We start from the raw sequence: 22,416 nt of genomic DNA, 5'->3' as shown, positions 1-22,416 counted from the left end.
TCTGCACCACGGCCTCGAGGATCGGCAGCATGGCCTGGAGCGAGGAGAGCTTCTTCTCGTGGATGAGGATGTAGGGGTCGTCGAGCTCGGCGATCATCTTCTCCGCGTTCGTGATGAAGTACGGGGAGAGATAGCCGCGGTCGAACTGCATGCCCTCGACGATGTCGACGTCGGTCTCGGCGGTCTTCGCCTCCTCGACCGTGATCACACCCTCGTTGCCGACCTTCTGCATCGCGTCGGCGATCATGCGGCCGATCATGGCATCGCCGTTCGCCGAGATGGTGCCGACCTGGGCGACCTCGTCAGAGGAGTTCACCTTGCGGGCGCGGCCCTGGATATCCTGGATGACCGCGGCCACGGCCATGTCGACGCCGCGCTTGAGGTCCATGGGGTTCATGCCGGCGGCCACGGCCTTGGCGCCCTCGCGCACGATGGCCTGGGCCAGCACGGTCGCGGTGGTGGTGCCGTCACCGGCGAGGTCGTTGGTCTTCGAGGCCACCTCGCGCACCATCTGGGCGCCCATGTTCTCGAACTTGTCGGCAAGCTCGATCTCTTTGGCGACCGTCACGCCGTCCTTGGTGATGCGGGGAGCGCCGAAGCTCTTCTCGATCACCACGTTGCGGCCCTTCGGCCCCAGCGTCACCTTCACGGCGTCGGCGAGAATGTCCACGCCGCGCAGCATCTTCTCGCGGGCGTCCGCCGAAAACTTCACGTCCTTGGCTGCCATGTCTTTAGACCTCGGTCAGATTGGGGGTCCGGGAGCGATCCGCGGACCGGGAATTGCGATCGGCCGGCGTGCCGGCGCTCAGGCCTGGACGACACCCATGATGTCGGACTCCTTCATGATGAGGAGGTCCTGGCCGTCGATGCGCACCTCGGTGCCCGACCACTTGCCGAACAGCACCCGGTCGCCGACCTTCACGTCGAGCGGGTTCACCTTGCCGGTCTCGTCACGCGCGCCGGAGCCGACCGCCACGATCTCGCCCTCTTGGGGCTTCTCCTTGGCGGTGTCGGGGATGATGATGCCGCCCTTGGTCTTCTCCTCCGCCTCGATGCGGCGGACGACGACCCGGTCGTGAAGGGGACGGAAAGCCATGATGCGTCCTCTGAAAAGAGATCTGCCCCAGCGGTCGAGCGACCGCCTGATTCCTCGCTGTTAGCACTCGTGTTTTGGGAGTGCCAAAGCTGGTGGCGAGATAGTCGCAGGTCATCGACGAGTCAAGGCGGGGACGCGGAAACCGGGGCGGATGTGAAAAACGCGCCGGACACGGGGCCCGGCGCGTTCTTACGATGTCTCGCTGGTGGAGCGCCGGGGCGCCCATCAATGAGCCGCAGCCGTTAAGTACGGCTCAGAGAGCGACCCCAGCGAGGTGACAGCGCTGACAAAGAGACACTGGACCACCTCCTTCCTGTTGTTTCCGATGGAGCGAATGTAGGGGCGGGTCCGGAGACCGCAAATGCGTAGATCTACGGAGGCGCAACGCGCTCCCCTCCCCCTTGCGGGGAGGGGCTGGGGGTGGGGGTCGAAAAGTCGGAGCTGGCGGGCAGGTGGGGAGAACGCAGGCTTGTACAGCCCTATCCTGGACTGACCGCGGGTGGCGTCCCGACCCCCACCCCTACCCCCTCCCCGCAAGGGGGAGGGGGACTAGCGCCGCGAGGCGATGAGCGCTCCGCCGACGATCAGGGCCGCGCCGGCCAGCGTGCTCAGGGTCGGCATCTCGCCGAAGAACACGAAGCCGAGGAGGACGGCCCAGACGAGGGCCGTGTATTCGAGGGGCGCGAGGCGCGCGGCCTCGGCCTTGGCGAAGGCGCGGGACAGGAGCAGGTGGCCGATCACGCCGAGCGAGCCGATCGCGGCAAAGAGCATCGCGTCGGCGGCGGTCGGCGTCACCCAGACGAAGGCCGCCGGAATCGCGAGGATCGCCGCCGACACCCCGTTCTGCAGCGCCACGATGGTGACGACCGGGTCCTTCGCGGCCCGGGCCCGCAGGAGCACCATAGCGAGCGCATAGGTGACGGCGGAGGCCACCGCCGCGATAGCGCCGGTCAGCGCCGAGCCCTCCAGCGATCCGCCGCCGGCCTTGCCCGACACGATCACGAGCATCCCGACGAAGCCCGCGACGAGCGCCCCCACGATCCGCCGGTCAATCCGCTCGCCGAGGATGAGCGCCCCGAAGCCCGCGATGAACACGGGCGCGAGGAACGAGAGCGCGAGGGTCTCGGCGAGCGGCAGGGTCGAGAGGGCGTAGAAGAAGGTGGTGGCCGTGCTCACCACGAGGATCGCGCGGCCCCCGTTGACGACCAGCGTCTCCCGCGAGGGCCAGCCCGGCCGCACCACGGCGAGGATCGCCCCGATCACCACCGCGCCGACGGCAAAGCGCATGAACGCGACCTCGATCACGGGATAGCGCGCCGCCACGCCCTTGATGATGGCGTCCATCACCGAGAGCAGGGCGATGCCGGCGATCGCCTCGGCGACGGCGAGGTTCACGCGCGGCCCCGTTCGGGCGGTCGAGGCTTGGGCGGCAGGCATGTCGAGGCGCACTCCTGGCGGGGGAGGCGCACGTAAGACATTGTTCGCGCCTGTGCGCTAGAGCCTTTCTCGGCGGGACACCCAAGATGGGCGCCGCCGCAGCGCCGCCGGGACCGAATGGGAATCGTCCTCACCTTCGTGGTCAATGCCGGGCTCAACTTTGCCCTGGGCCTCCTCGTCGCGATGGTGCTCGGGCCCGAGGCCTATGGCCGGTTCAGCGTGGCGCTCACCATCGCCCTCGTGATCAACACCGCGGGCTTCGAGTGGCTGCGGCTCGGCGTGACACGGTTCTACTCCGCCCGCAGCCGCGCCGAAGACCCGTCGCTGCGCGCGACGCTTAACCTCGGCTACGCCGCCGTGAGCCTGTCGCTTGCCGCCCTCACCATTGCGGCCCTGGCGCTCGGCGTCGACGTCGGCCTGCCCGCCGCGCTCTTAGCCGGTGCGGCGCTCACGGGCTTCGCCAACGGCCTGTTCGAGTACCAGGCGGCGCTCGCCCGCGCCCGGTTCCTCGACGCGGTCTATGCCCGCCTCGTGGCGGTGAAGAACGGGCTCGCCGTCTGCGCCATGGTGGGCGGCGCGTGGCTCACCCGCGATCCCGTCTGGGTCATCGCGGGCGCGGCCTTGAGCGCCGCCGCGGCCGTGGTGCCGGTCTGGCGCGCGCTGCGCGATCCCGACGCCCGCCTCGCGCTCGCCGATCCGGCCCGCCTGCGGGTGCTCGCGGCCTATGGGGCACCGGTCGTCGCCGCCAACGTGGCGTTCCAGATGGCGCTGCTCGCGACGCGGGGCGCGAGCGCCTCGGCGCACGGCTTCGCGGAGGCCGGGCGGCTCGCGCTTGCCACCGATATCGGCCTTCGCCTCGTCGCGACGCTCGGCGCCGCCCTCGACGTCTGGCTGTTCCAGCTCGCGGTGCGGGCCGACGAGCGGGACGGGCGCGCGGCGGCCGAGCGCCAGATCATGCGCAACGCCGTCCTCGTCTTCACCGCGCTCTGCCCGCTGGCGGCCGGCTACCTCGCCCTCATGCCCGCCTTCGAGGCGCTTCTCGTCGGCGACGGGTTCCGAGGCGCCTATGGCAGCTACTCATGGATCCTGATGCCGGGGCTTCTGGCCTACGGCCTCGTCCAGTTCGCCCTCAACCCCGTCTTCCAGATCACGCGCCGCACCGGGGCCGCGCTGACGACGGCGCTGGTGGCCCTCGTGGTCACGGGCGCGCTCCTCCTCGGCCTTCCGGCGCGCCTCGATCCCTGGGTGCTGGCCGCCGCCCACGCCGCAGGGCTGGTGGCGGCCTTCCTCGTGGGGCTCTGGCTTGCCGCGCGCCTCACGAGCGCCCGGCCGGCGTGGCGCGATCTCGCGGCGGTGGTGGGCGCGAGCGGCCTCATGACGGCGGCGGTCTGGCCGCTGCGCGGCATCGGGCCCGCTCCGGTCTCGCTTGCGCTCGGCACGGGCGTGGGGGCGGCGATCTATGCCGTCCTGATCCTCGCCTGCGATGTCGGGGGCTTGCGGGGGCTCCTCCTGAGCCGGGTGCGCGCCCGGCCGGCGTGAGCGGGGGAAGGTTCGGGTGCTTAGTCTGGCCTGGTCGCGCTCCCCGACCCCCTCATGCTGAGGAGGCCCAAAGGGCCGTCTCGAAGCACGCAGGACGTTGCCACCTCCTCCCGAGACCCCTGGAACGCCCTTCGAGGCCCCGCGCTGCGGGGCGCCTCAGGACGAGGGTGAGGGTGAAGTGAGCGGACCTTCACCACTCCCTCATGCTGAGGCTTGGCGTGAAGCGAACCCTCGCGGCACGCGGGACGAAATCACGGCCGGGTGAGCCCGCCCGCAGCCCCCGGGCGCGGCTCAGTCGAACAGCGCGTCGATGTCGGTCTGGTCGACGTGCCCCTGGTCGTCGTCGAGCTTGGGGCCGTTGAGGAGGGACTTCTCGTCGTCGGCGGCGGGGGCGCCCGCATCGGCGTCGACGAGCTCCTTGAAGGCGTCGAGGCCGCCCCAGACGCCGATCATCTTGTCGAGGCGCTCCTCGACGAACTTCAGCACGTTGACGATCTTGCCGATGCGCTGGCCCGTCAGGTCCTGGAAGTTGCAGGCCTCGTACATCGAGACGATGCGCTCGAGGATCTGGCCCACATGGTCGTTGCCGCCCGTGTCGCCGCCGGTGGCGCGCAGCATCTGGGCGTGGTTCTCGATGTCCTCCAGACCCGCCAGGATGCTCGTCGTGGCCTCCTCGGTCGCGCCCACCACCGCGTCGAGCTCGCCCGCCACGCGGCGCATGCCCTTGCCCTCGTTGTCCGAGCGGTAGAGCGAGGCGATCTCGCGCTTGGTGGAGGAGATCGCCTCCTTCATCGTGTCGAGCTCGGCGCGCAGCTGGTAGACCTGCGCGATCTCGGAGCGATAGGCGTCAATGACGTCGGTGGCGAGCTTCTGCGAGGGATCGAGGAAGCGCTTGAGCTCCTGCACCGTGGCGAGGATCTCCGACAGGCGCGGATCGGTGACGGGCGCGGCGGCGGCCGCGGGACCCTCGACGGCGGGCCCGACGAGGGACTGCTCGATCCTGAAACGCTTCTGCACGGGAGCCATGAGGGATGCTTCGCCGGTGGGAGAGAGCCCGACCTTGTCGCGAATTGCTTGCGATATGATGAACGCCTTGCACCCGCCCGTTCATCCTTCGCTCACGATGAATCTGAGCCCGCGCTTAACCATCGGACGCGAAACCCGCGCCCGATCCCCCGGCGGGGGCGCGACCTGCGGGCGCGTTCAACACTTCCTGAAAGCGGGAAGCCGATAACGGGGCATCGTCGCCGATGCCGGTCCGGCCGTCGGCGCCGCGTGTCGCGTCAACGGGCTCTCCGCCATGTCTCGTCTCCTCACCACCGGCCTCGTCCTCGCCGGCATCGCCGCAGCGGGCGATGCGCGGTCCCAGGCGCTCGCGAACGAGCCGCCCGCCCCCATCGAGCAAGCCCTGGAGCCTGCCGCAACGGGCACCCTGCGGCGGCCCGCGCCCGCTCCCGCCCCACAATCCTCGGGCCTGGGCGGCGGCTTCCTCGAGCTGCTGCTCACCGGGCGCGATCCCACGACCGGCGCCCGGGCGCTTCGCCCCGAGCCCATGGTGCCCACCGCTCTCGTGCCCCCGATGCCGCGGCCGCTGGAGGCGAGCCCGCCGCGCGAGCGCATCATGCGCACGCCCCAGATCGCGAACGTCCCGGCCGATCAGGGCGTCCACCGCGCGGTGCGCGAGGTCGAGCCGCGCTTCCGCCGCCAGGTGGTGGATTACGACGGCCCGCACGCGCCCGGCACCATCGTGGTGGATACGCCCAACCGCTTCCTCTACCTCGTCCAGGCCGACGGGCGGGCCCTGCGCTACGGCATCGGCGTGGGCCGTCCGGGCTTCTCCTGGGCGGGGCTGAAAAGCGTGTCGATGAAGCGCGAATGGCCCGACTGGCGCCCGCCGGAGCAGATGCTCAAGCGCCGCCCGGACCTGCCGCGCTACATGGCGGGCGGGCGCGACAACCCGCTCGGCGCCCGCGCGCTCTATCTCGGCTCCAGCCTCTACCGCATCCACGGCACCAACGAGCCCTGGAGCATCGGCCAGGCCGTCTCGTCCGGCTGCATCCGCATGACCAACGAGGACGTGATCGACCTGTATGACCGTGTGCGGGTGGGCGCCCGGGTCTTCGTGATCTAGGGCCGATCCTCGACAGGACCGGACGCGAAAACGCCCGCCCCTTCCGGGGCGGGCGTCTCGATTCAAGCGGGACGCGCCCGGGCCTCAGGCCCAGTCGTCGCCGCCCATGTCGCCGCCGAAATCACCGCCGAAGTCGTCGGCGCCCGCATTGCCGGCATCGTGCGACGCGTCATGCAGGGGCGCGCCGAAATCGTTGCTCCCGCCGCCGAAATCACCGCCGCCGCCCGCGAAGTCCGAGCCGGCCGCCGGGGTCGCCGCGGCGGCCGCATGCGCCGCGCCGCCCCCGCCGAAGGCGTTGGAGAGCGCGCTGCCGAGCATCATGCCGCCCGCGACGCCCGCCGCGGTCGCCATCGCCGTGCCCATGAAGCCGCTACCGCCGGCCCGCTGGCCGAAGGCGCCGGGCTGGCCCATCATCCCCGGCTGCCCCATCATGCCGGGCTGGCCCATGCCCATCCCGGGCTGACCCATCCCAGGCTGACCCATGCCGGGCTGCTGGCCCCAGGGGCTGCCCTGCGGCATCCCCGGCTGGCCCATCGGAGCGCCCATGGGCGCTCCCATCGGGCGGGGCGGCATCGGACGGGGTTCGGGACGCGCGCCGCCGCCGAACAGGCTCGACAGGAAGCCGCCGGACGCCTGGGGCCGGCTGCGGAGCTCCGCGACCTCGCGCTGAAGCGCCTCGACCTGCTGGTTCAGGTTCATGAGGGCCTGCTCCTGCACGTAGAGGGACTGGGCCATCACGTAGGGGGCGTAGGGCTGGTCCCGGATGCGCTCGGCGATGAAACGCTCGGCTTCCGGATCGCGCGGCTGCTGAGCCGCGCCCGTGAGCCGCTCGAAGATGCCGGAAATGACCTGACGTTCCTGCTCGTTCATGAAGGGATCCTCCTCACCCGGTCGCCGCGAGGCGACACCGCCGCTGAGATAGGAAGCACGCCCGCGCTTGTCACGGGAGGGCCAAGAACATTTTTGATACCTGCCGCAAATCGCATAGACGAAATGTGTAATGAGGCGTTCGTTCCTAGAACAGTTGGATCGGCGCGACCGCCCGGACAAGTGGAACGCGAACCGGCGCAAGGCTTTCCGCCGTCTTTCAGGCTGCCCGCGGCGGCGCTCGTCAGGAACCGCGACGGTTCTCCCCCGTTGAGCCGAGGACGAGACGGGGAGGGAGAACCGGAATGGCGGATCGGGACGAGGCGGGCGCGCCGCGACGGGCCGCCAAGGTGGTGACGCCCGCGACCGGGGGCGCCGCTCCGCCCGAGCCGCGCCCGCCGACCGTCGACACCGACCCGCCGGCCCGCGACGCGCATGCGCGCGTAAGCGAGCCCGTGGCCCTCGACCGGGCGGGCCCCGGCGGCACCCCGTCCTCCTCGGAGGCGGCCCGCCGCATGCCCGACGCGCCGCCTCAAGGTTCGACGCCGGCCGCGCTCACCTGGCGGGAGCGGTTCAAGACGGATTGGGAGTTCCTGCGCCGCGTCCTCATGGTGCTCGGCGTCGTGGCCCTCGCCTACCTGGTCTGGTCGATCACCTACGTCCTGCTTCTCGTCTTCGCCGCCGTCCTCATCGCGGTGGCGCTGCGGGCCTTCGCGGCGTTCCTGGCCCATCGGGTGCACGTGCCGCAGCGCTGGTCGCTTCTCGCCGCGATCCTTGCCGTGCTCGTGATCGTCGTGGCGATCGGGACGCTTTTCGGCGCGCAGATGCGCGGCCAGCTCACCGTCGTCACCGAGCGCCTGCCCCTGGCGCTCACCACCTTCGGCAAGGAGTTCGGCATCGACGACCTCGCGGGCCAGCTGCCCGAGATGGTGAGCGGCTCGGGCACCACCGTGGTGCGCCAGGTCGCGGGCTTAGGGTACACGCTGGTGGGGGCCCTCGCCGACATGCTGCTCGTGATCGTCGCGGCGATCTACATCGCGTCCGATCCGAAGCTCTACCGGCGCGGCCTCGTGAAGCTGTTCCCCAAGAGCCAGCATCCCCGCGTCGAGGACTCGCTCGAGGCGGTCGGCAACGGGCTCACGCTCTGGTTCTACGCCCAGCTCATCTCCATGCTGCTCGTCGGCGGGCTGTCGATCCTCGCCTATTGGTTCATCGGCCTGCCCGGGGCGCTCGCGCTCGGCGTCATCGCCGGCCTGACAAACTTCATCCCGCTGCTCGGCCCGGTGATCGGCGCGGTCCCGGCGGTGCTGATCTCGTTCACGGCGGGGGGCAACGCCGTCCTGTGGACGCTCGCGGCCGCCCTCGTCATCCAGCAAATCGAGGGCAACGTGATCATGCCCATCGTCGAGAAGAAGGCGGTGCAGTTGCCTCCGGCCCTCGCCCTCTTCGCGATCCTCGCGGCGGGCCTGGTCTTCGGCTTCATCGGGGTCTTCCTCGCGGTGCCGATCACCGTGATGGCCTTCATCCTCGTGAAGAAGCTCTATGTGCGCCAGACGCTGGGCGAGAGCACCCCCGTGCCCGGCGAGGACGAGCGCGGACCGAGCGTCGACGAGGCCCGCATCGCGGGGCTGAAGGGCTAGGCCCTCAAACGCGCGACCGGCCCACCCGGGGTTACCCGAATGAGCCGGCCGCGGGGCAGGATCGGTCAGCCGCCGCTCGGGCGAGCGGCGGCGGCCCGGTTCAGCGGTTCGAGTTCCAGAGCTGGTACTCGCGCAGGTCCTGGATGGCCTGGCGCGGGGCAGCCCGGCGCTCCTCGCGGATGGTGGCCGTCACCGCGGGATCGACCATCGAGCGGGCAACGGGAGCCTTCGGCGCGGCATAGAGGTCGCGGACCGGGTTATCGCCACCTTCGGCGAGGGCGGCGGTGCTCAGGGCGGCGAGGCTGAGAGCGGCGATCATGATCTTGCGCATAGTCTTTGTCCTATCAGGGGTCGCGTTCTTGCGACGACGCAGTGAACATAGGACCCCAACCGCCGCGCCGATGTGCGCAAAAGCACAAATTTCAGTCACGCTCGCGTGAGTTTTGATTGCGATTTTGCATGCTGTAGCTTGCATCGGGTGGCTCCGGCCCCCGCGCGGGAAAAAGTCCTGCGCCGCACGAACCGCTTAAAACCAGCGCCCTGCCCTGCTAAGTCTGCCCCATCGCGGCCCCGCTCGACCGGGGCGCACCAGGAGGAACACGATCATGGACCGCATCCGCGCCGGCGATCTGCAGGTGGCCGCCATCCTGCACGACTTCATCGTCAACGAGGCCCTGCCCGGCACGGGGGTGTCGGCGGACGCGTTCTGGACCGGGCTCTCGGGGATCGTGCGCGATCTCGCCCCCCGCAACGCCGCCCTGCTCGCGGCCCGCGACGCGATCCAGGCCAAGATCGACGGCTACCATGAGGCCCGCAAGGGCCAGCCGCACGACGCCGCCGCCTACGAGGCGTTCCTGCGCGAGATCGGCTACCTCCTGCCCCCGCCCGCTCCGTTCAGCGTCGACACCTCGAAAGTGGACGACGAGATCGCGCGGCTCGCCGGGCCGCAACTCGTGGTGCCGGTCTCCAACGCCCGCTACGCGCTCAACGCCGCCAACGCCCGCTGGGGCAGCCTCTACGACGCCCTCTACGGCACGGACGCGATCCCCGAGACCGGCGGCGCCGAGCGCGGGCGCGGCTACAACAAGGCCCGGGGCGCCGCGGTGATCGCGAAAGCGCGCGCGGTGCTCGACTCCGCCGCGCCGCTGAGCGACGGCAGCCACGCCGATTCGACGGGCTACCGCATCGAGGGCGGCCGCCTCGTCGTGACCCTGAAGGGCGGCGCGGCGACGGAGCTCAAGGACGCCTCCGTCCTGGCCGGCTTCAAGGGCTCGCCGGAGGCCCCCGACGCCGTGCTCCTGCGCCATAACGGCCTGCACCTGGAGATCCGCTTCGACCGCCTGCACCCCATCGGCCGCGACGACCCGGCAGGCATCGCCGACGTCGTGGTGGAGGCCGCCGTCTCCACCATCATGGACCTGGAGGATTCGGTCGCGGCGGTGGACGCCGAGGACAAGGTGGTGGTCTACCGCAACTGGCTCGGCCTCATGCGCGGCGACCTCGTCGAGCGCTTCGAGAAGGACGGCCGGGTCGTCGAGCGCGCCCTCAACCCGGACCGGGTCTACCAGGCGCCGCAGGGCGGCGAGGTGAGCCTGCACGGGCGCAGCCTCATGCTGGTGCGCAATGTCGGCCACCACATGTATACGGACGCGGTGACCGACGCCGACGGCAAGGAGATCCCCGAGGGCATCCTCGACGCCGCCGTCACGGCGCTCATCGCGATCCACGACCTCAAGGGCACCGGCACGCGGCGCAACAGCCGCGCGGGCTCGGTCTACATCGTGAAGCCGAAGATGCATGGCCCCGAGGAGGTCGCCTTCGCGGCGGAGCTCTTCACCCGGGTCGAGGCGATGCTCGGGATCGAGGCCAACACCCTCAAGATGGGCATCATGGACGAGGAGCGGCGCACCACCGTGAACCTTGCCCGGTGCATCGAAGCCGCGAAGAACCGGGTCGTGTTCATCAACACGGGCTTCCTCGACCGCACCGGCGACGAGATCCACACCTCCATGGAGGCGGGTCCGATGGTGCGCAAGAACGACATGAAGTCGACCGCCTGGATCGGCGCCTACGAGAACAACAACGTGGACGTCGGTCTCGCCTGCGGCCTGCCGGGCCGGGCGCAGATCGGCAAGGGCATGTGGGCGATGCCCGACCGCATGGCCGACATGATGACCCAGAAGGTCGGCCACCCGAAGGCCGGCGCCAACACCGCCTGGGTCCCCTCCCCCACGGCCGCCGTGCTCCACGCCCTGCACTATCACGAGGTCGACGTGTTCGCCCGCCAGGGCGAGCTGAAGAGCCGCGAGGCGGCCAAGGTGTCGGACATCCTCACGATCCCCGTCTCCCAGTCGAACTGGGCGCCGGACGCCGTGCAGCAGGAGCTCGACAACAACGCGCAGGGGATCCTGGGCTACGTGGTGCGCTGGATCGACCAGGGCGTCGGCTGCTCCAAGGTGCCCGACATCCACGACGTCGGCCTCATGGAGGACCGGGCGACCTTGCGCATCTCGAGCCAGCACATGGCCAACTGGCTGCGCCATGGCGTCGTGAGCGAGGACCAGGTGATGAGCACCATGAAGCGGATGGCCGAGGTGGTGGACCGGCAGAACGCCGGCGACCCGCTCTACCGCCCCATGGCCCCCGCCTTCGACGGCGTCGCCTTCCAGGCGGCCTGCGATCTCGTATTCAAGGGCCGCGAGCAGCCCAACGGCTACACCGAGTGGGTCCTCCACTCCCGCCGCCGCGAGGCCAAGGCCGCCGGCGCCCCCACCGAGCACGGCCGCGAAGGCGCGCCGACCGGCCGCTGAGAGGCCACCTCTCCCCGCGTGCGGAGAGAGGGCTCTGGCTGCGAACCGGCAGCCGGAGCGAGCGAACCGAAGGTGAGCGGGGGCGAGGGGGCCTGGACGGTGGCGCTCGACCTTGCGGTGCCCCCTCACCCTCGGGCTGCCGCCCTCGTTCCCAGCCCCGGCAAGGGGGCTTGGAACCCTCTCCCCGCACGGCGGGGAGAGGTGATGCGCGCCCGCGCCTACTCCGTCACCTCGTTGCCGGCGAAGTCGATCTTGCCGTCGGCGCCCTTCTTCCAGGCATAGACCACGAAGTCCGGGCGGGTGATGTCGCCCTTCTTGTCGAAGGAGAGGTCGCCGATCACCGTCTTGAAGGGCTTGCCGGCCCGCATGGCGTCGGCGAGCTTCTTGGGCTCGGCGCCGCCGGTCTGGCGCATGGCGTCGGCCACGACCTGCACGGCCGCGTAGGTGTAGAGCGTGAAGGACTCCGGCTCGTAGCCCCGTGCGCGGAAGCGCTCGACCACCTCGCGGGCGCTCGGGTTCTTGCGCGGGTCGGGCGCGAAGGTGATGAGCGAGCCCTCGACGCCGGGCCCGGCGATGGCGGCGAACTCCGCCGTGGCGAGGCCGTCGCCGCCCATCATCGGGGCCTGGAGGCCCTGGTCGCGCATCTGGCGCACGATCAGGCCCGCCTCCGTGTAGAGGCCGCCATAATAGACGATGTCGGCGCCCGCGGACTTCAGGCGCGAGACCACGGCGGAGTAGTCCTTCTCGCCGGGATTGATCCCGTCATACATCACCTCCTTGAGCCCGCCCGCGTTCATCGTCTTCTGGGTCTCGTCGGCGAGGCCTTTGCCGTAGGGCGTCTTGTCGTGGAGGATGGCGACGCGCTTGCCCTTGTAGCTCTTGGCGAGATAGCGCCCCGCGACCTCGCCCTGCTGGTCGTCGCGCCCGCAGGTGCGGAACGTGTTCCAGAGGCCCCGCTCGGTGTAGCGCGGGCTCGTCGAGGAGGGCGTGATCTGGAGGACGCCCGATTCCTGGTAGACGTCGGAGGCGGGGATCGTGGAGCCGGACGTGGCGTGGCCGATCACGATGGGGACAGCGTCCGACACGAAGCGGTTGGCGACCGAGACGGCCTGGCGCGGATCGGCCACGTCGTCGGCCACCAGGATCTGGATCTTCTGGCCGTTCACCCCGCCGGCGGCGTTGATGTCCTCCGCGGCGAGCTCCGCCCCGTTCTTGAGATAGGCTCCCGTCGTCGCGTAGGGGCCGGTGATCGGGCCGGCGACGCCGATGCGGATGGGCGCCTGGGCAGCGGCCGGCAGGCCGAGGAGGAGAAGGGCGGCGGCGGCGAGGGCTGGTGTCTTCATGGTGTCTGTCCTTCGCGGGCAGGGAGGCGCCCCTGCGGCAGCGCTTCCCAACCCGCCACCATGGGAAGGGTTGCGCCCCTGCGGCGTCTTTGCAGCCCGGAACCGCCCGCGCCGCCTCCCGTCCGCCTCCATCGAAGCTGCGGCAGATGCGCAAGCGGGATTGAGACGCGATCCCCCTCTCCCGGATGGGAGAGGGGCTGGGGGTGATGGTGGCCAGATCGGACCAGCTCTCTCGACACCTCCGCCTGTCTTGGCCGGGCTTGACCCGGCGATCTAGTCGACGCGTGAGTCTGGCTCCCCGGGTCAAGCCCGGGGATGACGGGGGGTGCGGCGGGGACGGAGCGTTTAACGCCCAGCGTGCACCCTCACCCCCAGCCCCTCTCCCATCCGGGAGAGGGGAGCGGTCACGCTCACATCGTCTGGTAGTTCGGCCCGCCGCCGCCCTCGGGCACCACCCACATGATGTTCTGCGACGGATCCTTGATGTCGCAGGTCTTGCAGTGGACGCAGTTCTGGGCGTTGATCACGAAGCGCGGGTCGCGCTTGGCCGCCTCGTCGCCGTAGACCACCTCGTAGACGCCTGCCGGGCAATAGAGCCGCGCCGGCTCGCCGTAGAGGGGCAGGTTGCGCTCGATGGGGATCTTCGGGTCCTTCAGCACGAGGTGGCTCGGCTGGTCCTCCTCGTGGTTGGTGTTCGAGAGGAACACCGAGGAGAGCTTGTCGAAGGAGAGCACGCCGTCGGGGCGCGGATAGGCCTTCGGCTTCACCTTGTCGATCGGCTTGAGGCACTCGTAGTCGGCCTTGCCGTGGCCCAGCGTGCCGAAGAGCGAGCGGCCGGTGAGCTGGTTCGTCCACATGTCGAGGCCGCCCAGCATCACGCCGCCGACGGTGCCGAACCGCGACCAGAGCGGCTTGACGTTACGCACCCGGTAGAGGTCCGTCCCGATCTCGGAGCCCTTCCAGGACTCGTCGTAGCCGATGACCTCGTCGTGGGCCCGCCCGTCGGCCAGCGCGCCGAAGACGTGCTCGGCGCACAGGATCCCCGAGAGCATCGCATTGTGCGAGCCCTTGATGCGCGGCACGTTCACGAAGCCCGCGGCATCCCCCATGAGGCAGCCGCCGGGGAACGAGAGCTTCGGCACAGACTGCCAGCCGCCCTCGACGATGGCCCGCGCCCCATAGGCGAGGCGCTTGCCGCCCTCGAAGGTCTCGCGGATCATCGGGTGGGTCTTGAAGCGCTGGAACTCGTCGAAGGGCGAGAGGGTCGGGTTCTCGTAGTTCAGGTGCACCACGAAGCCCACCGACACGAGCCCGTCGCCGTAATGGTAGAGCCAGGAGCCGCCGCCCGTGGCGTTGTCGAGGGGCCAGCCGAAGGAGTGCTGGACGAGGCCGGGCCGGAACCGGTCCGGCGCCACCTGCCACAGCTCCTTGATGCCGATGCCGTACTTCTGCGGCTCGCGGCCCTCGTCGAGCTTGAAGCGGGTCACGAGCTGCTTGGTGAGATGGCCGCGCGCGCCCTCGCCGAACAGCGTGTACTTGGCGCGAAGCTCCATGCCGCGGGTGAAGTTCGCGGTGGGCTTGCCGTCCCGGCCGATGCCCATGTCGCCCGTGGCGACGCCCACCACCCGGCTCTCGTCGTCGACGAGCACCTCGGCCACCGCGAAGCCCGGATAGATCTCGACCCCTAGGGCTTCCGCCTTCGTGGCGAGCCAGCGGCAAACCTGGCCCAGCGAGCCGATATAGTTGCCGTGGTTGTTCATGAGGTCGGGCAGGAGGAAGTTCGGCAGGCGCACGCCCCCGCCAGGCCCGAGATAGAGGAAGTCGTCCCGCGTCACGGCGGTTTTCAGCGGCATGTCGGGATCGTCGCGCCATTCGGGGGCGATCTTGTCGAGGCCGTTGGGGGCGATGACGGCGCCCGAGAGCACGTGCGCGCCGACCTCGGACCCCTTCTCCACCACCACGACGGAGAGCTCGGAGCCGGCCTCGGCCGCGAGCTGCTTGAGACGGATGGCGGCCGAGAGCCCCGCGGGGCCCGCGCCGACGATCACCACGTCGAACTCCATCGACTCCCGCTCGGGGAGCTCCATCGCCTCGTCGCTCACGCGCTACTCCTTCGCGATCCAGATAGTTCACATATGAACATTCCGGCCATCGCGGACAAGATCGGATCCGTGCGGCACTGTGGAGCGCCGGTTTCAGCGGCGCAAGCGGCGGGCCGGGGCGTGACCGGGTTTGTGCACGGGGACCAGGGATCTCGACCTGTCATCCCCGTTCGGAGGCGGCTTGTCCGCCGGCGTGGAAGCACGCTTGTGTGCCAAGAAGGGGATCCAGGGCAATGATGCTGCCGCGTCAGCGGCTCGCCATGACCCGCAGGGGGCTCTGGACGGGCAAGAAGCGTCGCTTCGCGACAGCAAGCTATGCTGGAGCCCCTCCACCGACCTGCGGTCGGTTCCGGCCGGGGATGACGACGGTGAGCATCGCCCCAGCGCGCCCAAGCGCCGCGCCCGCGTTGTCTCCCGGGGCCAAATCGCTACATAGAAAGGATGACGGACCCCTCCGACCGCGCCGCCTTGTTCGCGCTCCTCGACTTCCATGTCGAGGCGGGGGTGGATCTCGCGCTCGACGACACCCCGCGCGACCGCTTCGCCGACGAGACCGCCCGCAAATCCGCCCGCGCCGAGGCCGCGCGCGCGGAGCCCGCCCGTGAGGGCGACGGCGCCTCGGAGCGCGCGCCGCGCCGCGCTCCGGGAGGTACGCCTGCGTCGAGCGTGCCCGCCCGCCCAGGGCTATCGCCCGCCGCGGCGTTCGCGGGCGATGCCGCGCAGGACGCCCGGGAGCGGGCCCGCAACGCCGCCTCGCTCGAGGAGCTGGAGGGCATCGTCAAGGGCTTCGAGGGCTGCGCCCTGAAGGTGACGGCCAAGCAGGTCGCCTTCGCGGACGGCGTGCCGGGCGCCCGCGTCATGCTCGTGGGCGAGGCGCCCGGCGCCGAGGAGGACCGGATCGGCAAGCCCTTCATGGGCCGCTCGGGCCAGCTCCTCGACCGCATGCTCGCCGCGATCGGCCTCGACCGCACGGGCGTCTACATCGCCAACATCGTGCCCTGGCGCCCGCCGGGCAACCGCACGCCGACCCCGCAGGAGGTCGCGATCTGCCGACCCTTCATCGAGCGCCAGATCGAGCTTGCCGCCCCCGACATCCTGATCTGCCTCGGCGGCCCCGCCGCCCAGGCGCTGCTCGGGGTCAAGGAGGGCATCACCAAGACGCGCGGGCGCTGGTTCACCTACCAGGCCGGCGGCCGCGAGATCCGGGCGCTCGCCACCCTCCACCCGGCTTATCTCCTGCGCCAGCCGCTCAACAAGCGCTATGCGTGGCGGGACTTCAGGGCCCTGCGCAAGGCGCTCGACGAGGCGGTCTGAGGCGCGCCGCTCGCGACAGGACGGGCCGACGCCGCCGGAAAGCCACACCTGGAACCCACGCGTTCAAACAGACTTGATCCGTCGGCCGCTTGGGTTCACTGATTCCCAGGCGCCTTCCGCGCCGGAGATGCCCCGCCCGTGACCCCGTCGCGGCTCCTGATCGGTCTGCTGCAGCCCCTGCTGGCGCTGCTCCTCCTGGCGGGGGTTCCCCTGCCGGGCGCCGGTCACGCGCCCGACGCCGGGGTTGCCGCAGTCGAGACGGCCGCCAAGGGCCTCCACGCCCAGCGCGACCGCTTCGGCGGCACCGAGCTTCGCGCGCCAGACGACCTCGCGGGCAACGACGACCTCCCGGCGGGCGGCACGCCCGTCGCGATCGCCGTCGCGCTCGAGCGCCCGGCCCCTGCGGGCGCAGCGATCATCCCCGTGCCCGCCTCGGCGCCGGGCCGGTCACGACTGATCCCCGCCGCGCCCCCCACCGGCCCACCCTTCGCCTGAGGTCTTCGGGTCGCGAGACCCCCGACGTCCGGACCCCGTCCGTGACGCGTTTCCTCATGCGAAGAGAACACCCATGCTCGTCTTTTCCCGCCTCAAGGCGGCTTTGATCCTGTGCGCCTGCCTCGTCGGCATCGTGCTCAGCCTGCCGAACGTCATCCGGCCCGAGAGCCTTCCGGCCTGGATGCCTCACCGCCACGTCAATCTCGGCCTCGATCTCCAGGGCGGCTCCTATCTGCTCCTGGAGGCCGACATGACCTCCGTGGTGCGCGACAAGCTCGTCTCCACCCGCGCCGCCATGGCCCAGACCCTCAACAAGGCCGGCCTGCGCCCGACCGAGCTCGCCGTCCGGGCCGGCGCCATCAGCCTGCTCATGGGCAACGACGCCGACCTGGAGCGTGCCCGCGCGGCCCTCGCCGAGACCCTCGGCGGCCGCACGGAAGGCCGCTCGCCCCTCCCCGTCTTCGACCAGGCGGTCGCGGGCTCCAGGCTCACCGTGAAGCTCTCGGAAGCGGCGCTGACCGAGATGAACGCCAAGGCCGTCACCCAGTCCATCGCCATCGTCCGCCGGCGCATCGACGAGACGGGCGTCAACGAGCCCGTGGTGGCGCGCCAGGGCCAGAACCGCATCCTCGTGGAGCTCCCCGGCGTCTCCGATCCCGGCCGCGTGAAGCGGCTGCTCGGCTCCACGGCGAAGATGACCTTCCGCCTCGTGGCGCCCGCCAACGATCCCGATTCGGACCTCCTGCCGCTCGCCGAGAAGGGCCGCGAGGGCCGCATCCCCGTGCGGCGCCAGGTCGAGGTCGACGGCGCGAACCTCACGGACGCCTCCGCCGCGACCGACCAGCGCACGGGCCAGTGGATCGTGAACTTCGCGCTCGATTCCATCGGCACCCGGCGCTTCGCCGAGGTGAGCACGAAGCACCAGGGCGAGCCTTTCGCCATCGTGCTCGACGGCCGGGTGATCTCGGCTCCCGTCATCCGCGAGCCGATCGTCGGCGGGCGCGGGCAGATCAGCGGCAGCTTCACCGTCTCCGACGCCAACGACCTCGCCGTCCTGCTACGGGCCGGCGCGCTGCCGGCGCCGCTCCACGTGGTCGAGGAGCGCTCCATCGGGCCGAGCCTCGGGGCGGACGCGATCCGCGCGGGCCTGCTCTCGGTGGTGGCGGGCTTCAGCCTCGTCGTGGGCTTCATGGTGGCCACCTATGGCCGGTTCGGGCTCTTCGCCGCGGTGGCGCTGCTCATGAACCTCGCGCTCACCATGGCGGGCCTGTCGCTGCTCGGCGCGACGCTGACCCTGCCCGGCATCGCCGGCATCCTGCTCGCGCTCGGCATGGCGGTGGACGCCAACATCCTCGTCAACGAGCGCATCCGCGAGGAGACGAAGCGCGGCCGCGGCGTCGTCTCGGCCATCGAGACGGGCTTCCGGCGCGCCTACGCCACCATCGTGGACGCCAACGCCACCACGCTCATCAAGATGCTCATCCTGTTCGCGGTCGGCACCGGGGCCATCAAGGGCTTCGCCGTCACGATCAGCCTCGGCATCCTGATCTCGATGTTCACGGCCGTCCTGCTCGTGCGCCTGCTCACGAGCGTGTGGCTCAAGCGGACGCGGCCCAAGACCCTCACCATCGGGACGCGTCTGCGGGTGTTCCCGGAGGTGACGAAGATCCCCTTCATGCGGGCCCGCTACTCGGGCCTCGTGGTGTCGGCGGTGATCAGCCTCGCCTCGATCGCGCTCACCTATTATCCCGGCCTCAAGATGGGCGTGGACTTCTCCGGCGGCGTGGTGGTCGAGGCCCGCACGCAGGAAGCCGCGGACTTCGGGGCGCTGCGCGGCGCGCTCGGCGGTCTCGGCCTCGGCCCGGTCCAGGTCCAGGGCTTCGGCAGCGACCGCGAGGTGCTCCTGCGCTTCGAGCAGCAGCCGGAGGGCACGCAGAGCCAGGCGGTCGAGCGCGTGCGCGAGACGCTCGGCCAGGTCGCGCCCGGCGCCGAGATCCGCCGCGTCGAGGTGGTGGGGGCCACGGTCGGCTCCGAGCTGTTCCAGGAGGGTCTGCTGGCGCTCGGCCTCGCGGCGGTGGCCATGTTCGGCTACATCGCGATCCGCTTCGAGTGGCCCTTCGCGGTCGGCGCCATCGTGACGATGTTCCTCGACCTCACGAAGACGCTGGGCTTCTTCGCGCTCACCGGCATGGAGTTCAACCTCGCCTCCATCGCGGCGATCCTGACGATCATGGGCTTCTCGATCAACGACAAGGTCGTGGTCTACGACCGGGTCCGCGAGAACCTGCGGCTCTACAAGTCGAAGCCGCTCGCGGCGCTCATCGACCTGTCGATCAACGAGACCCTGTCGCGCACGGTCGGCACCTCGCTGGCGCTCTTCCTCGCCATCGCGCCGCTCGCCCTGTTCGGCGGCGCGGCCCTGCACGAGTTCGCCGTGGTGCTGCTCTTCGGCCTCGTGCTCGCCACGAGCTCGTCGATCTTCATCGCCGCGCCGATCCTCCTCAACCTCGGCGAACGACGCCTTCGCCGCGGCGACCCCACCCCGGCCCCCGACGCGGCCACCGCCGCCCGGGCCTAAGGCGCCGCCGGGCTCCCTCCCCCCTTGCGGGGGAGGGTTGGGGTGGGGGTGACGGCGGTGTCTTCACCGGAAGGAGCACCAGCCGATCGGTTGAGCCTCCTCCTGGCTCTGCACAGCCGTCACCCCCNNCCCCAGCCCCTCCCCGCAAGGGAGAGGGGAGTTCCCTCATCTCCCTGCCCACCCCGCTCTCTGCTACGCTTACCCTGCCGCCGATCGGGAACCCGCCCGCTTTTCGGCGACTTGATGAGGGACGTGGAGAAGAGGCTGCGATGCGTTGGGACGACTTTCGATCATCGGACAACGTCGAGGACCGCCGTGGGATGGGCGGCGGCGGGGGGCTCGCGCGCGGCGGGGGCCTCGGCATCGGCGCCGTCATGGTCCTCACCCTCGTCGGCTGGGCGCTCGGCATCGATCCGCGCCTCCTCATCGGCGGGGCCGAGATGGTGGCGGGCGGCGGCAGCGGCTACAGCCAGCAGCAACAGCAGCCCCGGGGTCGCACCGGTGCGCCCCAGGACGAGGCGGGCCGCTTCGTCTCCGCCATCCTCGGCAACACCGAGGACGTATGGCGCGACCAGTTGCCGAAGCAGGTCAACAAGCAATATGTCGACCCCAAGCTCGTGATCTTCTCGGATCAGACCCGCTCGGGCTGCGGCGCCGCGCAATCGGCCATGGGGCCGTTCTACTGCCCCCTCGACCAGACGGTCTATATCGACCTCAGCTTCTTCAACGACATGAAGACCCGGTTCCGCGCCGGGGGCGACTTCGCCTATGCCTACGTGATCGCCCACGAGGTCGGCCACCACGTCGAGAACGTGCTCGGCATCCTGCCCCGGGTGCAGGAGCGCCAGCGCGAGGTCGGCAAGACGGAAGCGAACCGTCTCTCGGTCCGCGTCGAGCTCATGGCCGATTGCCTCGCCGGCGTCTGGGCCTTCCATTCCAACGCGCGCTGGAAATCCCTGGAGCAGGGCGACGTCGAGGAGGCCATCAATGCGGCCGAGGCCATCGGCGACGACCGCCTCCAGAAGCAGGCCGGCGGCCGCGTGGTGCCCGACTCGTTCACCCACGGCTCGTCCGAGCAGCGCGTGCGCTGGTTCATGGCGGGCCTGAAGTCCGGCCAGATCTCCGCCTGCGACACATTCCGCGCCGCGCAGCTTTGAGCGCTGCGCTCCCCTCCCCCTTGCGGGGAGGGGTTGGGGGTGGGGGTCGGGACGCGAGAGGTCCCGGTTCAGAAGAGGGCTGTACGAGCGTGCAGTCTCCCTACCTGCCCGCCAGCTCCGACTTTACGACCCCCACCCCTAACCCCTCCCCGCAAGGGGGAGGGGGATCTTCCCTCACACCTTAATCCGCCCCAGCACCGCCCTCGCCTCCTCGGGCGTCGCCTGCGCGAAGGCGCGGAGCGCGCCGTTGACGTTCGGGGTGCGGACCTTGAGGCTGGCGGCGCTGCAGGCGATGCGGAGGAAGGCGCGCTCGTCGAGGCCGGCGAGGCGCGCGAGCAGGACGACGCCGCGCTCGTAGGCGCCGCGCAGGAGGTTGAAGGCGAGCCCCTCCTCGATGCCGGCCGCGGCGCTGAGGATCCAGGCGGCCTCGATGAGGCTCGGCGGCTCGTCGAGGCCGAGGACCGCGGCGGTGGGATCGCTCGCGGGCACCGCCGGGCGGCGGGCGGTCTCGGCGCGGAACTCCCCGAGCTGGTCGGGTCCGTAGGCGAAGCCCGCCGCGAGGAGGCGGCTCTTCAGCTCCACGTCGAGATGGGGCCAGAGCGTGTCCACCACCGTGTCGGGGAGGTCGCCGCGTCCCGCCAGCGCACCCCGCAGGCCCGCATCCGTCACGGCCGCGGTGCCCAACGCCGAGAAGGTGGCGCGGGCAATGCGGGCGCGGCGGTTGCCGAGGCAGGCGAGCAGCGCCTCCCGGTCGCCACGCAGGAGCATGAGCGTGGTGGTGGCCTCCGACAGCTCGGGCCGGGTGGCGAGCGCCCGCAGATGCTCCACGCCCTCCTCCGAGATCACCTGGAGCAGGTGGTCGCCGCGCAGGTTGCGGCCATAGCGCAGCACGGGCTCCGCCACGTCGATGGGCTCGCGGGCGAGCGCCATGAGAAGGTCGGAGGGGGCCGAATCGAGGGTGGCGAGGCGCCGGGCCGCCTGGCGCCGGCCGCCGCCGCTCGCAAGCCGCGTCATCTTCCAGATCAGCTCGGCGCAGACCCGGCGGCGCTCCTCCGTGAGGCGCCAGCCGCGGATGGTGAGCACATCGACGAGGAAGTCGAGCACATGGTCCGGGCCGAGGCCGGCGCCGAGCGCCGCCAGTCCCTCCAGCTTGTCGTGCAGCGTGGGCGGCCCTGCCGCCTGCTCCATGGCCATGTCTCGTCCCCATGCCGCTTGACGGGCGGGCCCCGGGTGAAGTCTCTCGGAGGACCATGGCAAACGGCGCTTAAAAGCTGGTTAACCATGAGTTGCGCGCCAATCAGGCCCGACGCCCGGAGGGATCCCGTGCCCATCGACGAATCGCTGCCCTTCGTGCCGCTCTCCATCGCGGTGCTCACCGTGTCCGACACCCGCTCCCTCGACGGGGACCGCTCGGGCGACACCCTCGTGGAGCGGCTCGTGCGAGCCGGCCACCGCCTCGCGGCGCGCGCCATCGTGCGCGACAAGATCGAGGCGATTCGGGCGCAGGTGCGCGCCTGGATCGAGGATCCGGGGGTCGACGTGGTGATCTCCACGGGGGGCACCGGCTTCACCGGCCGCGACGTGACGCCCGAGGCCATCGAGCCCCTGTTCGAGAAGCGCATGGACGGCTTCTCGGCTGTGTTCCACCGCCTCTCCTACGACAAGATCGGCACTTCCACGATCCAGTCCCGCGCCACCGGCGGCGTGGCGGGCGCCACCTACATCTTCGTGCTGCCGGGCTCGCCCGGCGCCTGCAAGGACGCCTGGGACGGCATCCTGGCCGCGCAGCTCGACTACCGCCACCGCCCCTGCAACTTCGTCGAGATCATGCCGCGCCTCGACGAGCACCTGAAACGGGGCAAGCTGAAGGGGTGAAGGGTGATCTCCCCTCTCCCCTTGGGAGAGGG

The 22,416-nt window shown here is 70.8% G+C and carries 18 protein-coding genes; 9 read left to right on the top strand and 9 right to left on the bottom strand.

The genetic code is table 11. The annotated features are described in order from the left end of the window. The 3 genes from groEL to F0L46_RS00540 all read right to left on the bottom strand — a co-directional run. On the bottom strand, positions 1 to 727 hold a 727-nt coding region (gene groEL / locus F0L46_RS00550; RefSeq protein ID WP_149815079.1), incomplete at its 3' end, for a chaperonin GroEL. A 78-nt stretch (positions 728 to 805) separates the two neighbouring features. Next, on the bottom strand, positions 806 to 1,096 hold the full coding sequence (groES, locus tag F0L46_RS00545) for a co-chaperone GroES (protein ID WP_149815078.1): 291 nt from the start codon (positions 1,094 to 1,096) through the stop codon (positions 806 to 808). 549 nt (positions 1,097 to 1,645) lie between these two features. Next, positions 1,646 to 2,533, bottom strand: coding sequence for a DMT family transporter (locus tag F0L46_RS00540; protein ID WP_149815077.1), 888 nt, complete (start codon positions 2,531 to 2,533; stop codon positions 1,646 to 1,648). A gap of 117 nt (positions 2,534 to 2,650) precedes the next feature. On the opposite strand from F0L46_RS00540, the gene F0L46_RS00535 reads away from it, so the two are divergent. Further along, complete coding sequence (locus F0L46_RS00535; protein ID WP_149815076.1) at positions 2,651 to 4,072, top strand: lipopolysaccharide biosynthesis protein; 1,422 nt, start codon at positions 2,651 to 2,653, stop codon at positions 4,070 to 4,072. Between the two features lie 291 nt (positions 4,073 to 4,363). Here the strand turns inward: F0L46_RS00535 and F0L46_RS00530 are convergent, their stop codons facing one another. After that, entirely contained in the window at positions 4,364 to 5,098 is a 735-nt protein-coding gene (locus tag F0L46_RS00530; protein ID WP_149815075.1) for a protein phosphatase CheZ, read from the bottom strand. Between the two features lie 274 nt (positions 5,099 to 5,372). Between F0L46_RS00530 and F0L46_RS00525 the strand changes: the two genes are divergently transcribed. Next, the gene (locus F0L46_RS00525; protein ID WP_149815074.1) at positions 5,373 to 6,203 is read left to right on the top strand and encodes a L,D-transpeptidase; all 831 of its coding nucleotides are present in this window, start codon (positions 5,373 to 5,375) and stop codon (positions 6,201 to 6,203) included. A gap of 84 nt (positions 6,204 to 6,287) precedes the next feature. On the opposite strand, the gene F0L46_RS00520 is transcribed toward F0L46_RS00525, so the two are convergent. Continuing rightward, positions 6,288 to 7,073 carry a DUF2076 domain-containing protein gene (locus tag F0L46_RS00520; protein ID WP_149815073.1) on the bottom strand — a complete coding sequence of 262 codons (786 nt, stop codon included), beginning with the start codon at positions 7,071 to 7,073 and terminating at the stop codon, positions 6,288 to 6,290. 302 nt (positions 7,074 to 7,375) lie between these two features. Here F0L46_RS00520 and F0L46_RS00515 point away from each other — a divergent pair, with 302 nt between their 5' ends. After that, entirely contained in the window at positions 7,376 to 8,710 is a 1,335-nt protein-coding gene (locus tag F0L46_RS00515; RefSeq protein ID WP_149815072.1) for an AI-2E family transporter, read from the top strand. A gap of 100 nt (positions 8,711 to 8,810) precedes the next feature. On the opposite strand, the gene F0L46_RS00510 is transcribed toward F0L46_RS00515, so the two are convergent. Then, complete coding sequence (locus F0L46_RS00510; protein ID WP_149815071.1) at positions 8,811 to 9,041, bottom strand: hypothetical protein; 231 nt, start codon at positions 9,039 to 9,041, stop codon at positions 8,811 to 8,813. 274 nt (positions 9,042 to 9,315) lie between these two features. On the opposite strand from F0L46_RS00510, the gene F0L46_RS00505 reads away from it, so the two are divergent. Continuing rightward, a complete protein-coding gene (locus tag F0L46_RS00505; RefSeq protein ID WP_149815070.1) occupies positions 9,316 to 11,520 on the top strand; it encodes a malate synthase G in 2,205 nt (734 codons plus the stop codon). Between the two features lie 218 nt (positions 11,521 to 11,738). On the opposite strand, the gene F0L46_RS00500 is transcribed toward F0L46_RS00505, so the two are convergent. Continuing rightward, positions 11,739 to 12,863, bottom strand: a complete 1,125-nt coding sequence (locus F0L46_RS00500) for a branched-chain amino acid ABC transporter substrate-binding protein (RefSeq protein WP_149815069.1) — start codon at positions 12,861 to 12,863, stop codon at positions 11,739 to 11,741. A 410-nt stretch (positions 12,864 to 13,273) separates the two neighbouring features. Continuing rightward, entirely contained in the window at positions 13,274 to 14,950 is a 1,677-nt protein-coding gene (locus F0L46_RS00495; protein ID WP_149815080.1) for an electron transfer flavoprotein-ubiquinone oxidoreductase, read from the bottom strand. Between the two features lie 456 nt (positions 14,951 to 15,406). Between F0L46_RS00495 and F0L46_RS00490 the strand changes: the two genes are divergently transcribed. From F0L46_RS00490 to ypfJ, 4 genes are all read left to right on the top strand, one after another. Then, a complete protein-coding gene (locus F0L46_RS00490; protein WP_149815068.1) occupies positions 15,407 to 16,279 on the top strand; it encodes a uracil-DNA glycosylase in 873 nt (290 codons plus the stop codon). A 138-nt stretch (positions 16,280 to 16,417) separates the two neighbouring features. Continuing rightward, positions 16,418 to 16,774 carry a hypothetical protein gene (locus F0L46_RS00485; RefSeq protein WP_149815067.1) on the top strand — a complete coding sequence of 119 codons (357 nt, stop codon included), beginning with the start codon at positions 16,418 to 16,420 and terminating at the stop codon, positions 16,772 to 16,774. A 73-nt stretch (positions 16,775 to 16,847) separates the two neighbouring features. Further along, a complete protein-coding gene (secD, locus tag F0L46_RS00480) occupies positions 16,848 to 19,352 on the top strand; it encodes a protein translocase subunit SecD (protein WP_149815066.1) in 2,505 nt (834 codons plus the stop codon). Positions 19,353 to 19,621: 269 nt separating this feature from the next. After that, complete coding sequence (gene ypfJ / locus F0L46_RS00475) at positions 19,622 to 20,509, top strand: KPN_02809 family neutral zinc metallopeptidase (protein WP_149815065.1); 888 nt, start codon at positions 19,622 to 19,624, stop codon at positions 20,507 to 20,509. Between the two features lie 174 nt (positions 20,510 to 20,683). Here the strand turns inward: ypfJ and F0L46_RS00470 are convergent, their stop codons facing one another. Further along, positions 20,684 to 21,697 (bottom strand): DUF2336 domain-containing protein, encoded by a 1,014-nt coding sequence (locus F0L46_RS00470; RefSeq protein ID WP_188311801.1) that lies wholly within the window; start codon positions 21,695 to 21,697, stop codon positions 20,684 to 20,686. Between the two features lie 93 nt (positions 21,698 to 21,790). Between F0L46_RS00470 and moaB the strand changes: the two genes are divergently transcribed. Continuing rightward, positions 21,791 to 22,384, top strand: coding sequence for a molybdenum cofactor biosynthesis protein B (gene moaB / locus F0L46_RS00465; RefSeq protein ID WP_188311800.1), 594 nt, complete (start codon positions 21,791 to 21,793; stop codon positions 22,382 to 22,384). Positions 22,385 to 22,416 lie beyond the last annotated feature (32 nt).

Source organism: Salinarimonas soli (assembly GCF_008386575.1).
Taxonomy (GTDB): Bacteria; Pseudomonadota; Alphaproteobacteria; order Rhizobiales; family Beijerinckiaceae; genus Salinarimonas_A; species Salinarimonas_A soli.
The sequence above is the reverse complement of the archived record's forward strand: the minus strand, read 5'-3'. Positions and strand labels throughout refer to the sequence as shown.